The sequence below is a fragment of the Rhodobacter sp. P1_C2 genome (assembly GCF_056406375.1).
Window position 1 is genome coordinate 1 of the sequence record NZ_JBFUAG010000029.1, and the last position, 14,158, is coordinate 14,158.

11 protein-coding genes are annotated in these 14,158 nt (G+C 65.6%); 4 read left to right on the plus strand and 7 right to left on the minus strand.

Annotation, left to right across the window (positions count from 1 at the left end):
- Positions 1 to 1,774: calcium-binding protein (locus tag AC1DZT_RS25090; RefSeq protein ID WP_478009382.1), on the plus strand; the 1,774-nt coding region annotated here is incomplete at its 5' end.
- 149 nt (positions 1,775 to 1,923) lie between these two features.
- Here AC1DZT_RS25090 and AC1DZT_RS25095 read toward each other — a convergent pair.
- The 4 genes from AC1DZT_RS25095 to AC1DZT_RS25110 form a co-directional block, all read right to left on the minus strand.
- On the minus strand, positions 1,924 to 2,268 hold the full coding sequence (locus AC1DZT_RS25095; protein ID WP_478009383.1) for a hypothetical protein: 345 nt from the start codon (positions 2,266 to 2,268) through the stop codon (positions 1,924 to 1,926).
- A gap of 165 nt (positions 2,269 to 2,433) precedes the next feature.
- A complete protein-coding gene (locus AC1DZT_RS25100; RefSeq protein WP_478009384.1) occupies positions 2,434 to 3,207 on the minus strand; it encodes a WecB/TagA/CpsF family glycosyltransferase in 774 nt (257 codons plus the stop codon).
- A gap of 10 nt (positions 3,208 to 3,217) precedes the next feature.
- Positions 3,218 to 4,135, minus strand: a complete 918-nt coding sequence (locus tag AC1DZT_RS25105) for a hypothetical protein (RefSeq protein ID WP_478009385.1) — start codon at positions 4,133 to 4,135, stop codon at positions 3,218 to 3,220.
- A 21-nt stretch (positions 4,136 to 4,156) separates the two neighbouring features.
- Complete coding sequence (locus AC1DZT_RS25110; RefSeq protein WP_478009386.1) at positions 4,157 to 5,260, minus strand: Gfo/Idh/MocA family protein; 1,104 nt, start codon at positions 5,258 to 5,260, stop codon at positions 4,157 to 4,159.
- 325 nt (positions 5,261 to 5,585) lie between these two features.
- On the opposite strand from AC1DZT_RS25110, the gene AC1DZT_RS25115 reads away from it, so the two are divergent.
- Both AC1DZT_RS25115 and AC1DZT_RS25120 read left to right on the plus strand, forming a co-directional pair.
- On the plus strand, positions 5,586 to 6,452 hold the full coding sequence (locus AC1DZT_RS25115; RefSeq protein WP_478009387.1) for a glycosyltransferase family 2 protein: 867 nt from the start codon (positions 5,586 to 5,588) through the stop codon (positions 6,450 to 6,452).
- Between the two features lie 10 nt (positions 6,453 to 6,462).
- Positions 6,463 to 7,722, plus strand: coding sequence for a glycosyltransferase family 4 protein (locus AC1DZT_RS25120; RefSeq protein ID WP_478009388.1), 1,260 nt, complete (start codon positions 6,463 to 6,465; stop codon positions 7,720 to 7,722).
- On the opposite strand, the gene AC1DZT_RS25125 is transcribed toward AC1DZT_RS25120, so the two are convergent.
- Genes AC1DZT_RS25125 through AC1DZT_RS25135 form a run of 3 tightly spaced genes read right to left on the minus strand, consistent with a single transcriptional unit; the run spans position 7,708 to position 11,833 of the window.
- A complete protein-coding gene (locus AC1DZT_RS25125) occupies positions 7,708 to 9,813 on the minus strand; it encodes an NAD-dependent epimerase/dehydratase family protein (protein ID WP_478009389.1) in 2,106 nt (701 codons plus the stop codon). The two genes, AC1DZT_RS25120 and AC1DZT_RS25125, sit on opposite strands and share 15 nt — an antisense overlap.
- 20 nt (positions 9,814 to 9,833) lie before the next feature.
- Positions 9,834 to 10,820, minus strand: a complete 987-nt coding sequence (locus AC1DZT_RS25130) for a glycosyltransferase family 2 protein (RefSeq protein ID WP_478009390.1) — start codon at positions 10,818 to 10,820, stop codon at positions 9,834 to 9,836.
- 35 nt (positions 10,821 to 10,855) lie between these two features.
- Positions 10,856 to 11,833, minus strand: a complete 978-nt coding sequence (locus AC1DZT_RS25135) for a glycosyltransferase (protein ID WP_478009391.1) — start codon at positions 11,831 to 11,833, stop codon at positions 10,856 to 10,858.
- 655 nt (positions 11,834 to 12,488) lie between these two features.
- Between AC1DZT_RS25135 and AC1DZT_RS25140 the strand changes: the two genes are divergently transcribed.
- Positions 12,489 to 14,158: hypothetical protein (locus AC1DZT_RS25140; protein ID WP_478009392.1), on the plus strand; the 1,670-nt coding region annotated here is incomplete at its 3' end.

Consider the following 14,158-nt stretch of genomic DNA (forward strand, 5'->3'; position numbering starts at 1 on the left):
CAAGATGGAGGATCCGAACTATCCCCAGTCGATCCCGCAGATCGAAGCGCAATGGGCGGCCCACAAGGCGATCGCCGACAAATACGGCCTGGATCTGGTCGCCTATGAAGGCGGCTCGCACCTGCTGCACTCTTTCGCGCTCGACGGGATCAGCGCGGCCGATCTGGCGACGCTGACCACCTTCCTGTCGGGCTTCTCGCGCAGTCAGGCCATGGCGGAACTTTACCACGAACTCTGGATCGGCTGGGCCGCGGTCAGCGATGGCCCCTTCATGCATTACGGCGATGTCGCCGCCTCCAGCCAATACGGCGCCTGGAGCATCTTCAGCGCCCTCGGCGACCACAGCGCGCGCGGCGACCTGCTCATGGACCTCAACCAGCATTCCACCTCCTGGTTCGGAACCGGCGGCGGCGAGCAGTACCAGCAGGGCGTCATCCTGGTCGGCAACGCCAGCGCCGACACGCTGACCGGCACCGACAAGGACGATTTCCTGATCGGCGGCTATGGCCGTGACACGATCATCGCCGGCAAGGGCCATGACGCCATCGCCGGCGGGCTTGGGGTCGACACGCTCGTGCTGAGCGGTTCGGCCGAGGATTACACCATGGTTGCCGAAGGCGACGGGTTCCGCCTCTCCGGCCCCGGCACCTCGCATTACGTCCGCGGCGTCGAGCTTTTCCAGTTCGACGACGACATCACCGTCACCCGCAAGGACATGCTGCGCCTGGCCAATGAGACCGCCCGGGTGCTGACCGGCACCGCCGGCGACGACAGGCTGGTCGCCGGCGCGGGCAATGACTCGATCACCGGCAGCCTCGGCCATGACACGATCATCGGCGGCGAAGGCAATGACCTGCTGATCCTGAGCGGCAAGCCGTCGGATTACACGCTGGTCGCCGAAGGCACCGGCTTCCGGCTGACCGGGGCCGGCGTCTCGGACTTCCTGCAGGGGATCGAGCATTTCAAATTCGGCACGGGCGTGGATCTTGCGCTCGACAATTTCCTGACCCAGACCGTGCTGGAGCCCGGCCCGCTGCATGTCGCCTCGCTGGGCGTGCAGACCGATGCCAATGCCGTGGCGCGGGTCCAGATCGACAGCACCTCCACCGGCGGTGTGGTGATCCGCGCGATCAACCCGCTGTCGGATCTTGGCATCAAGCTCGGCATCGACCCGAACTCGGCGCTGGCCGATTACGTCGTGGCCGACAACACGGCCCATGCCAGCTTTGGCGGCACCGATGTCGTGCAGAACTACTGGAGCCTGCAGGAAAACCAGATCGGCCCCTACAAGCCGGGCGACCTTTCGGGCGATGCGCTGACCACGACGCTGCAGCTGGGCTCGGTGATCACCTCGGTCCATGCCCTCACCGGCACCGCGGGCGACGACATCTTCCTCGGCGGCGCCAAGGATGACGTGTTCAGCGGCGGGCTTGGCAATGACATGATCTATGGCCGCCGGGGCAATGACATCCTGCTGGGCGGCGGTGGCGATGATTCCTTCATTGGTGGCCTCGGGGATGACACGATGACCGGCGGCTCCGGGCGCGACCGGTTCTACCTGTCGGTGGACAGCGGTCACGACCAGATCATGGATTTCTCCAGCGACGACGTGCTGGACCTCGTCGGCCAGGGCATCACCTCGCATGATGCGCTGCTGGCGATGGCTTCGGCGGATTCCGCGGGCAATCTGGTGCTGAACATGACGGACCATGACGCGGTCACCCTCGTCGGGCTGCATGTCACCGACCTGAGCTGGATGTCGATCGCGATCTGACCCGGGCAGGGGCGGGGGCTAGGCCCCCGACCATCCCCCCGGTCAATCCCCAGTCCGTCCCGGCGACCCGCGGTCATCCGCGGGTCGCCGGTCTTTCGGAAGGCGCCCGTCTTTCAGAAGTCGCCGGTCTTTCGGAAGTCGGGGGTCTTTCAGAAAATGAACATGTCGTCCTGCAGCGCCTCTTTCAGGCGCCGTTGCCGGGCCTCGGCCAGGGCGCGGTCCGGCAGCGGGGGCGCAGAGGCCGGGATGACCTCTCCCAGCACGGCCGGCCCGAGCTGGACCATGGCCGGCATCAGCGTGGCGAAGCGGGCCGAGACCGTCCCGCTGACCATGGCGCGCGGCGCGGAGGGGGGCGGGGCGACGATGGGCGCTGCAGCCTCCGGGGCGGCCAGATCGCGCCACAGCCGGAACAGGGCCGCCCGCTGGCCCGTCCGTTCCTGCCGGTGCGGGGCGGGATGATGGGGGGCAGGGAAGGCCTGGGCTGCAAAGGACATGGCGGAAGCTCCACACGGTTCCTGGGTGAACGGGGGCCCGGATCAAGCGGACCATGGTTAACACCGTTTCAGAACTATGGGGCCGCAGCGCGCCGCCAATGTGGCGCAAAAGGGGCTCGGTCAGGCGGAAGGACCGGGGTGAGCCGGGGCTGATCCCCGGCAGGATCAGCCCTTGCCAAACGGGTCGCGGTACAGCCCGAGCTTCTGCGCGGCCAGGCGCCACAGGACGGGCGGTTCATGTACGACATAGCGGTGCCAGCGCTGGCGCGGTTCCTTCAGCAGCCGGTAGAGCCATTCAAAGCCCCATTCGGTGATCCAGGCCGGGGGGCGTTTGAAGGTGCCGGCCTCGTAGTCGATCGTGCCCCCCAGGGGCAGGAACAGCCGCACATGGGGAAAGCGGTCGCGGTAGCGGATGATGAACTTCTCCTGCCGCCCGCCGCCCAGCCCGACCAGCAGGACCGTGGCCCCCGAGGCGTTGATGGTTTCGATCATCCGCTCGATTTCCGCAGGATTGGTGTCGAAATCGAAGGGGGGGGCATAGGTTCCCACCACGATCCTCCGCCCGACCTTGGTATTGATCCTTTCGGCCGCGATATCGGCGATGCCCGGTTTGCCACCGCAGAGGAAGATCGTGACATCGGGGTTGTCGCGGTGCCGCATGTAGAATTTCGGGAAGTAATCCGAGCCCGAGACCCGCTCGGGCACCGGGGTGCCGAGGAACTTCAGGGCGAAATACATGATCTGGCTGTCGCAGGTGATGACATCGAACTGGTCGATGATGTCGTAGAAGGCGCGGTCCTGCTGCAGTTTCATGATCATGTCGACATGCAGGGTCAGCAGGAGCCCCTCGTCCATGTCATTGACCACCTCGTCCATGGTCACGTCATGGACATAGGCATTCAGGATCGGGATGCGCTTCAGCGGGCGTTTGATCGTCATGCCGTGCCCCTCATGCTGCCACGGGGCCCATGTAACGCTCCACCAGCTCGCGCGTGCTGCGGATATTGCCGCGGCTGGAGGCGCCGAAGACGATCGACTGCAGGTTGGGCAGATCCGCAACCCAGGAAATCGCCTCTTCGGGCGTGATCGCCCCCGAGGCATAGACCGACATGGCAATGGCGCGCAGCTTGCCGGTTCTCATCGTCTCCAGATAGGCCTCCTGGCCGCCGCTCATCCGGAAGCCGATCTTGTTGATATTGGCGCAGATGATCGGGTTTTCGATGCCTTCCGCCGTCAGCGCCTTGAAGAGGGCTGGCATGTTCATGGTGATATAGCCGGGTTCGGCGCCGTATCTTTCGATGACATGGTCGTGGAAGATGCGGAAGGCGCTGGTGAAACCCATGCCCAGCAGAAGGTCGGTGAAGACATTCTGCATGAAGATGACCGGGGTTTTCAGCCCGGAGAACATCTTCATCTCGGCATCGATCAGGATCTTGGCGATGCCCGCGACATCCTTGGTGGCCAGGGCCTTGCCGCCGCTCAGGACCGTGCGCAACAGCCCGTCCTCCGGCATGAACTGGGTGATCGCCCCGATCATCCCGTGGTCGGTCACGGCATTGGCGTATTTGTGGGCATAGGGCATGCAGGGATAGAACTGGAAGTCGGCATAGCGGGCGGGATTGGCGCGCACCACGTCGCAGACCGCGCCGATCCGGTCATGCGTGGTGCACATGAAGGTGCGGATGCCTTCGTCATAGGCCGCGTCCAGCACTTCCATGATGGAGGCCGTGTCGTGAAAGCGGATGGACTGGGCGCGGGCCTTCTCTTCGGACATGTGGTTGATGCCGAAGAACTGGTTGTCGCCAAAGAGCAGGCGGTCCATTTGGTGCGGGGCCATTTGCGGAGAGGCCATTTGGGGGGGGGCCATGCGGGGGTCCTTGTCCAGAAATTACACGAGCCCGAACCAGCGCCGTTTGCGCGGCGCGGGGGCAGGGGTCTCGGGCGCAGAAACCCGGATCCCCGCATGGTCGTCGAGGATCATGGCAATGGTGCGATCGGTCATCCCGGCGGAGCGGAAGTCATTTTCAGGGGTCTTGCCCGCGCCATCGGCAACCGCCGTGATAAAGGCATTCAGCTGGTGGGAATATTCCTCGCCGCGCAGGTAGAACCAGGGATCCTCGGTCAGCTCGGTGGTGTATTTGACCGTCCAGCCCTCGTCATAGCCGGGCAGTTCGGCCACGGGCTTGCGCAGATAGACCTGGCATTCCTGCCGATCGGCAAACAGCCGGCCATTGGTGCCGATCATGGTGATCCGCGTCGTCATCTTGCGTTGGGAATCGTCGCTCCAGTTCACGGAAAGCTGGGCGGTGGTGCCGCCGGCAAAGCGCAGGGTGGAGAAGACCTGATCGTCGATGTCGGCGGAGAAGATGCTGTTCAGCACGCTGCCGCTGACCGAGACCGGGGCCCCGAAGAACCAGTTGAGCAGGTTGAGCGGGTGGGCCGCATAATCGTAAAGCGAGCCGCCGCCCTCGGATTTCTGGGTGCGCCAGGTCTGCCGCTTGGGACGCAGCACGACCGGGCCATAGGCTTCGGCCAGCACATGGGTGATCTGGCCGAGCGCGCCGCTTTGCACGATACGATGCGCCTCGCGGAAGGCTCCGACATAGCGGTAATGATAGCCGACCTGATTGATCAGCCCGCGCGTCTCGGCCAGGTCGGCCAGGGCATCGGAGGTCTTCCAGTCGAGAGAGAAGGGCTTTTCGCAAAAGACATGGACCCCCTTGCCCAGGGCCGCGCGCACCATGGGCGCATGCAGCCGCGAGGGCGTGGCGATCACCACCGCGTCCAGGTTTTCCTGCGCCAGCATGGCGTCATAATCGCGGAACACCGGGGCGGGGACATATTTTTCCAGCACATCGGCCAGAAATCCGCTGGCATCGCAGGCCAGCGTTTCCGCGCGGGGATGGGCATTGACCATCGAGAAATGCGACAGGCCCATCTTGCCAAGGCCAACGACAGCAATCTTGATCTTTTTATGAGTGGGGGAGGGCACTCTGTTCTTTCCTGAAGTTGAGCAGTCCTGAGGGTCTTCGTCCCGCACGGAGCAGATAAGGGAACATATAAGAAAGGCGGGGCAGGCCAGAACGGGATGTGCCTATCTTGTGGAAGAAACGCACCTTTCCAAAAATAACGGGGACTGCGGGCATCTTTATGGCATTAATTCGGGTGGCTTGTGACAATTTCATCCGTTCAGTCAGGGATTATGCAGGCCAGAGGGTCCTGCCGAAAAGCATTTCCGTTTCAGCTGATCCGTTCATATAGTGCACTGCTGAAAAATTCCACATCCCAGGCCCGCATTCAGAACGGAACCGTTTGATTTGTCCTCTCCTTCGCCTGTCGATGCAGCGCCGCTTCTGGCCGTGATCATCCCGGCCAGCAACGAGGCGGGCTATATCGGGCCCTGTCTGGAGGCGCTGGCGGCGCAGGATGCGGCCGCAGGGCCGGTCGTGGTGATCCTGGCCGCCAATGCGTGCCGCGACGCGACGGTGGCAGTGGCGCGGCGCCATGAGGCCGCGATGCTGGCGCGCGGCTGGCAGTTCCTGATCGACGACAGCCCGGAGCCCGGCAAGCTTGGCGCGCTCAACCGGGCCGATGCGCTGGCCAGTGCCGCGGGGGCGGGGATGCGGGCCTATCTCGATGCCGATGTGATCTGCGAGCCGGCCCTGCTGGGCCAGGTCCGCGCCGTGCTGGACCGCGCGGCCCCGGCCTATGCCACAGGCACCCTGGCCGTGGCGCGGGCGCGAAGCTGGGTGACCCGGGCCTATGCCGATCTGTGGACCCGGCTGCCCTTCGTGCAGGGCGGGGCGGTCGGCGCCGGCTTCTTTGCCGTCAATGCGGCCGGTCGCGCCCGCTGGGGCGCCTTTCCGGCGATCATCTCGGATGACACCTTCGTGCGGCTGAACTTCGCGCCGGACGAACGCCACGAGGTCGCCGCCCGCTATCACTGGCCGATGGTGGAGGGCTGGGCCAATCTGGTCCGCGTCCGCCGCAGGCAGGATGCCGGCGTGGCGGAGGTCTACCGGCTTTACCCCGACCTGCGGGCCAACGAGGCCAAAGCCGATGTGGGGCAGGGGGGCATGCTGCGCCTGGCCCTGGCCGCGCCCCTGGGCTTCGTGGTCTACAGCCTCGTGCGGCTGGCGGTGCGCCGGCGCCCGCCGGCACAGGACTGGAGCCGCGGAAGATGAAGGAGACCCGATGAGCGCGCCACAGCCCCTTTCCGGCCCGATTGCCTATGTCACCGGCGAATATCCCAAGGTCTCGCATACCTTCATCCAGCGCGAGGTCGAACAGCTGCGCGCCCTGGGCGTCGAGGTTCTGCCCTGTACGGTGCGCCGCCCGCCGCCTGCCACCGTGGTGGGGCCGGGACAGGCCGCAGAGGCGGCGCGCACCTTCGGCATTCTGGAGGCCGCGAAGAACCCGGGCCGGCTTCTGGCCGCCCATGCCCGAATGCTGCGGCGTGACCCGGGGCGCTGGCTTTCGGCTTTGCGGCTGGCCTGGAAGATCCGCCCGCCGGGGTTGAAGGCCTTTCTCTGGCAGATGTTCTATTTCCTTGAAGCCGGGGTCTTCTGCGATCATCTGATCGCCCGAGGCGCCGTCCACATGCACAACCATTTCGGCGATGCGAGCGGATCGCTGACGATGATCGCCTCGGAAATGTCGGGCATTCCCTTCTCGATCACCCTGCATGGCCCGACGATCTTCTTTGAAATGCACCGCTGGCGGCTGGACGAGAAGGTGGCCCGTGCCGCCTTCATCGCCTGCATCAGCCATTTCTGCCGCAGCCAGGCGATGCTGTTTTCGGATCAGGCGCATTGGGGCAAGCTGCGCCTCGTCCATTGCGGTATCCTGCCCGAACGCTATGGCACCGTGCCGCGCCCCGATTTCAGCGGCCATGTCGCCTTTGTCGGGCGGCTGGACGCGGTCAAGGGCGTCACCCTGCTGCTGGAGGCTTTCGCCGCCCTGCGCGCCCGCCATCCGCAGGCCCGGCTGACCATCGCGGGCGACGGACCCGCCCGGGCCCTGCTGGAGCGGCAGGCGCAAGGCCTGGGCGATGCGGTCCGCTTCGCCGGCTATCTGGATGAACCCGCCGTGGGCCGCCTGCTGGAAGAGGCCGACATGCTGGTGCTGCCCAGCTTTGCCGAGGGCCTGCCCGTGGTGCTGATGGAGGCTTTGGCCAGCCGGATCCCGGTGATCGCCACCCAGGTCGCCGGCGTGCCCGAACTGGTGCAGGACGGGATCAGCGGTTTCATCGTCCCGCCCGGCGATGTGGAAACCCTGGTCGCCCGGCTGGACCAGCTTTTGCGCGATCCGGCGCTCTGCGCCCGGATGGGGGCGGCGGGCCGGCTGAAGGTCGAAGCCGAACATGACATCAGAACCGAGGTGGCCTGGATCGGCCAGCTTTTTGCCGGCACCGGGCAGGGTCTGCGCCCGGCGCCGGGATCAGAACCCCAATAGATTGGCGGTCCCGATCGCCTTTTCGACAAAGGCCTGGCGGTCGCTTTCGGGCTGCCAGCCGAGCCTTTCCTTAGTCCTGGTGTTCACGAAGGGCGACAGATGCGCGCGTGAGCGCCAGTCCTGCAGCGAGGCAAAAGAGGCGCTTTTCTTGCCCAGGGCATAGCGTTTGAGCAGATATTTCGCCCGGTCCATCAGAAAGAACCCGTAAAGCGCGCCAGGCTTGACAGTGATCCGTGCGCCAAGGCGGTCATGGATGGCGTCAAAATAATCCCGCGCCGAAAACATTGGCTCGCCGATCAGGTTGAAGGAATGCCCGATCACCCCCGGCGCATCGATCAGCTTGACCAGGGCGTCCGACACATCCTCGATCAGCACGAAGGGCAGGATGTTGCGGCCATCGCCCCAGATCCGCACGGCCCCCGCCCCATGCCAGCGGCCAAGTCCCCAGTGCTGCAGGGGGCCGCCCTCGCCGATGACGATGCCGGGGCGGGCGATGATCAGCGGCAGGCCCTTGTCACGGGCCAGCGCCAGAAGCCGCGCCTCACATTCGGCCTTGGACCTTGCATAGATGTTGCGCGCCGTCATGTCCTGGCCAAAGCCGGTGTCCTCGGTGATCGGGCGGCTCGGGTCGGACATGTCATAAGAGGCGATGGTGCCGGTGTAGATGAACCGCTTGACGCCGGCATCGAGGGCGGCCTCTGCCACCGCGACGGCGACAGCCACGTCATTCTTCAGGGCGTCTTCCCAGGAGCGGTCGGTGGATTTGGCGAGGTTGTAGACGACATCGATCCCCGCCATCGCCCGGCGCAGGCCTTCCGGGTCGCGCAGCGACACCGAGACCGTCTCGACATGATCGGCCAGATCGGCGAAGGGGCCCTCCTTGCCGCGGCTCAGGACCCGCACATCGTGACCGGCCGCAACCAGACTGCGCGTCAGATGCCGGCCGATGAAACCGGTGCCGCCGATGACCATGACGGAAGGTTGCGGCTGCCGCCCCGACGGGGGGGCGGGGTCAGAGAGGGCGGCGGGCGGCATCAGGGCCAGGGTGCGCTCGATCGCGCCCATGACTTCGGTGGCCGCGGACATCGAAAAGCGCGGGTCGATGGGCGCGCCGCGGTGCACCGCATCATAAAAGCTGGAGAAGAGGCCCGCGAAGCTCAATCCATAGGGCGCCTTGCGGTTCAGCGAGACCAGTTGGCGCGTCGCATTGACCGTGCCCTCGCGCAGATGCTGCCAGGAGAGCGACAGTTCCTTGATCAAGGGGTTCAGCACGATGTCGGCGGCGTTCTCGGCGCGGATTTCCAAAGTGTCATTGGCGAAATCCAGCCGCGCCATGCCGCTCGACCCCCGCAGCGTGACCGAACGGTCGTCCGCGCCCTCGACCAGCGACAGGGTGAAGGTGATATCGACGCTGCCGGCCCGGGCGAGGATGCGCCAGCCCTGATGCCTGGTGCCGCCGCCGGGCAGGTCGACCGGCAGGCTCAGATCCAGATGCAGGATCTCGACCGGGCCGAACAGATCCTGCGCGAAGGCATAGAGATGGGGCCCGAGTTCCAGCAGCAGGTTCCCGGGCGCGCGCAAGAGCCACAGGTTGAAGGGGCCCGCGCGCAAGGGGCCCAAGGGGAAGCGCCAGTTGATCTCGGCCGAGGCGATACGGCCCAGCCGGCCGCTGTCACGCGCGGCCTTGAGGCGGCCATAGGCCGGCAGCGCGAGGAAATTGTGGCCTGCGGCAAGGGTCTTGCCGGTTTCGGCCGCGACCTCTGCCATCAGGGCGGCCTCGGCCGCCGAGACGCCCACCGGCTTTTCGACCAGCACATGCAGCCCGGCCCTCAGGCTTTGGGTGGCCAGCGTGCAATGGCTGTGCGGCGGAGTCAGGACATGGACGGCATCGCAGGCGCCGGCCGCCACCATCTCGTCCAGCGAACCGAAGGCCTGCACGCCGAGCGCCTGCGCCATTTCGGTCGCGGCCGCCTTGTTCACATCGCAGATTGCGGTCAGTTGCACGCCCTTCACCCCCTTGAGAGCTTCGGCATGCCAAGAGGCGATGTAGCCTGCGCCAATAAGGCCGGCACGAATGGTCTTGGTCTGCAAAACGTGGTCTCCCGTCGGGGTTACTTGTATTCGATGATCCGCATCTCGCGGTCGCGCAGCTGTCGTCCGTAATAGGTGATCATGCCCTGCAGGTTCGGAAATTTGGACAGGACAAGGAAGAGGGCCTGATGCAGGGCCGGGCGAATTGCCAGCCCTTCGCGGCGCAGGGCCTGCGCACTGCGCAGAAATGATGCCAGATAGGCCGCTGCAATGACCCAAAGCGCCCAGGGCGCCGCCCAGACGGCGATCAGGGCCAGCCCGGGCAGGGCTGCACCCCAGAACAGGACGCGCTGGCGCGAGCGTCTGAAATAGCCCTCATGCAGGGCGCCGACCTGGGCAAAGCCATGTCCGGCCCGCACGGCCCGCCGCCACCATTGGCCAAAGGTCGTCATCGCCGCATCGTGCCGGGTCATGGACAGGGGCAGGCGCAGCAGTTTCCAGCCGGCCTGGCCGATGCGGATGCAGAACTCGTCATCCTCTGCGGCGATGACCTGGTCGTTGAAGCCAAGCACCTGTTCGAATGCGGTGCGGCGCACCATCATGTCGCCGCCACAGGCGGTGATGGGCCCGGCGGGGCGGTGCCATTCGGTGTCGCAGATCGCATTGTAGACGCTGCGCCCGGGATCGATCTCCGACCGCCAGCCGGTGACCACGGCCAGGCTCGCATCGGATTGCAGGGCCGTCCGGGCGGCCTCCAGCCAACCTGCGGCCACCGCGCAATCGCCGTCGATGAACTGGATGAACGCCGGCGCGGGGTGCAGCCCGGCCAGGGCCTGAAATCCGGCATTGCGCGCCCGGGCCGCCGTGAAGGGGCGCGAGAGGTCAAGCTCCACCACCGCGGCCCCCGCCGCCCGCGCCGCCGCGACGGAGCCATCGGTGGAACCGGAATCGACATAGACCACATGCCCCGCCTGCCCCCGGATCGAGGCCAGGCAGCGCAAGAGCCGCTCCCCCTCGTTGCGGCCGATCAGGACGATGGCCAGATCGGCGGCCAGATTGCTATCCATACCGTTGGCCGGACGGGGGGCCGCCGCGCCTCCGGTCATGCATCCAACCCCAGCAGCGGGCGCGCGGCATGGGTCCACAGATCGCCCAGCAGATGGCGGGGCGCGGCCGGGCTCTTCCCGCGCAGGGTCGAGATGACGAAATTCACCCCGGCCCCGCCCGCCCAGGCAAGGCAGGCCAGCAGCGCCAGCCCGCGGCCATGGTTCTTGCGCAGGTAATATTGCCAGGAATGGTACCAATAGGGCGGCAGGCGCTTGCGCTCGGGGCGGCCGGGTTTGACCCCGGTCGAGACGCCCTCGTCATGGATGGCCAGCGCCGTGTTGACATACCAGGTTTCCCATCCTTTGCCCGCGAATTGGCGCATCAGGTCAACCTCTTCATAATAAAGAAAGAACTCGGGGTCGAACAGGCCCGCCTCTCGCAGGGCCTGCAGGCGCAGCATGACCGCCGCCCCGCAGACCCAATCCACGCGCGAGGTGGGCTGGCCCGGCGGCAGGGGGACCTGCCATTTGGCGCAGAGACGGGCGAAAGGGCCGAAACTTACGGCATCGGACAGCGTGCTGATCAGCGAGGGAAACCGAAAGGCATCGGCCGCCGGGGTATGCCCGGGATGTTCCAGCCGCGCCCCTGCGGCCCCGGCCCGGGGATGGGCATCCATGAATTCGGCCAGGGTGCGGATGGTATCCCCCACCACCTGCGCATCGGGGTTGAGCAGAAACACCTTGTCGGGCGCCTCCTCCTGCCGGGCCAGGGCTGCGAGCACGACATTGTTGCCGCGCCCGAAGCCGTGGTTGGTCGTCTCGGCATGCAATGTGACCTGCCCCTGCCAGCCCCGCGCGGCGATCTCGCGCGCCAGGATCGCCGCATCGCCGTTTGGCGAGGCATTGTCCACGACATGAATGTCACGCACCCTGGCAGAATGTTCCACGACGCTGCCGATCGCCGTCAGCACCAGGTCGACCGTGCCATAGTTGACGATGAGCACCGAGACATCGGCAGCCGGCTCTTTTGACATTCAGCGCATTCCTGCAGTTCAATCGCGGCAAACAATCGAGGTAAAAATAGTGCAAAGTATAGAGTAACATGACATCCATAGGTAACAACAGGCCGACGACGATGTCCGGACGGCAGTATCTTTAAGGTCGCAGTAAGGTCGGTTTAAGATCACCGGCGCCCTTGCCCGAAGAAATTTCGCTCTTTTGAAATCACGGCCCAGAGCGCTCCAGGTAAATGGTCTCATGCCCAACTTCTTTGCCTATATTGTCCTTTTCAGCTGGCCCCTGGTGGTGGTGATCCTGTTTCGCATCCTGCCGCGGTCCGAGGCCCTGATCTGGTCCATCGTCGGCGGCTATCTGGTTCTGCCTTACGGGGTGGGGATTGACCCTCCTATTCTGCCGACATTCGACAAGACCTTGATCCCCGCTGCGACGGCGGCCGTGATGCTGCTGGTCGGGGGCGGCGCGCTCCCCGCTCGAAGGACCGCCGAGACACGGCCCCCGCGCCAGACGGATCGGGTAAAGGCGGTTTCCCCCGGCGAGACAGCGCCCGCAGTCGGCGAGGCCGCATCGCGGCGCGACAGAACGGGGGGCGCGGCCTTCACGCGGCAAACGACGCGCCGCATACCGCGAACCGCCGCCGAAGCCCCCCCAGCGGTTGCGCGGGAGGTCTCGATGCAGCGCCTCCCGCTGGCCATCAGCGCCCTTGTCCTGTTTTCGTTCCTGATCCCGATCCTCACGGTGATGACCAATACGGATTCCTACATGGTCGGGCCAAGATTTTTCCCCGGCCTTCGTCCCTATGACATCTTCTCGCTCATGCTGAACAGCGGGGTGGCCCTTCTGCCTTTCCTGTTGGGCCTGCGCTATCTGGGCACCTCCGATCAGCACCGGCTGCTCTTGCGCATCCTCTGTGTGGCGAGCCTGATCTATACCCTGCCCACGCTGTTCGAGATCCGCATGAGCCCGCAGCTGGCGCGCTGGTTCTACGGGTTCCTGGCGCAGGATTTCGTTCAGGCCATGCGGGATGGCGGGTTTCGCCCCGTGGTATTCCTTCAGCATGGACTCTGGCTGGCGCTTTTTCTGGCCATGGGGGCCATGGCCGCCTTCATCCTCTGGCTGCACGACAGGAAGGCCGGGCGGTCGAGCCGCGCATGGCTGGCGGGGCTCTGGCTCTCGGGTGTTCTGTTTCTCTGTCACTCGCTTGGCGCAATGCTTCTGCTGGTGATGATGACCCCGATCATTCTGCTGGCCTCGGTGCGGCTTCAGATGCTGGTGGCGGTGATCCTGGCGGCCATCATGCTGACCTATCCGATGCTGCGCGGCGGCGGGCTGATCCCGGTGCAGGCGATTTATCAACAGGTCGAGAGCCACAGCGCCGAGCGCGCGCTGTCGCTGAAGTTCCGCTTTGACAACGAGGATCAGTTGCTGGCCCATGCCAATCAGCGCGTCCTGGCGGGTTGGGGCGGCTATGGACGAAATCTCATCTTCGACCCCGAGACAGGCAGGGATATCAGCGTGACCGATGGAATGTGGATCGTGCTGATGGGCAGCTCGGGCTGGCTGGGCTATCTGGCGACCTATGGGCTGCTGGCGATGCCGGTGCTGATCCTGTTTCTGCGGCGCAAGCGTCTGGGGGTCACGCTGGTCACGGCGGGACTTTGCATCCTGCTGATGGCCAACATGATCGACATGATTGCCAATGCGACATTGACCCCCATCACCTGGCTGATTGCGGGGGCTCTGGCCGGTCGCTGCCGTTTCGTGGAGGCCGAAGAGAAGGCCGGGGCGCAGATCGGCCCCGTCCGTGGATCGGGCCTGCAGAGGCGGCCCTCGCTTTCCCGCGCGTCGCTGTCCCGCCCCGCTCTTGTCCAATCCGGTCGCCCCGCGATCCTGTGGTCCCTCCTGCTTCTGCCCTTTCTCCTGGTCCTGGCCACAAGCCAGCCGATGCGCGCAGACACCGCCAGATCCGGTCTTACGGATCCGACGTTGGCCTTTGGCTTGACGCATATCTCGGACTGGTCGACGCAGATGCCGTTTCTGGATCTGATGAAGACGTCGCGTCCGTGGATCGGGCACAGCGGGACGACCTGGGATGCGATGAACTACACGTCGCTGCAGAGCCAGGGCTATCTGGATGCGGATGGCTGGCCGACCTCGATCCCTGCGGGGCTGACCTCGGTGGGGACGGTCTGGGACTGGGGCAGCAGCTCGACGGATGCGGCGGCGGCGGCCTCGCGGGCGGGTGTCTATGTGCTGACCTATACCGGCGAGGGGACGGTGCAGCTTGGCGGCGATGCCAAGATCCTGAGCTCGGAACCCGGGCGGATCGTGTTCCAGAGCAT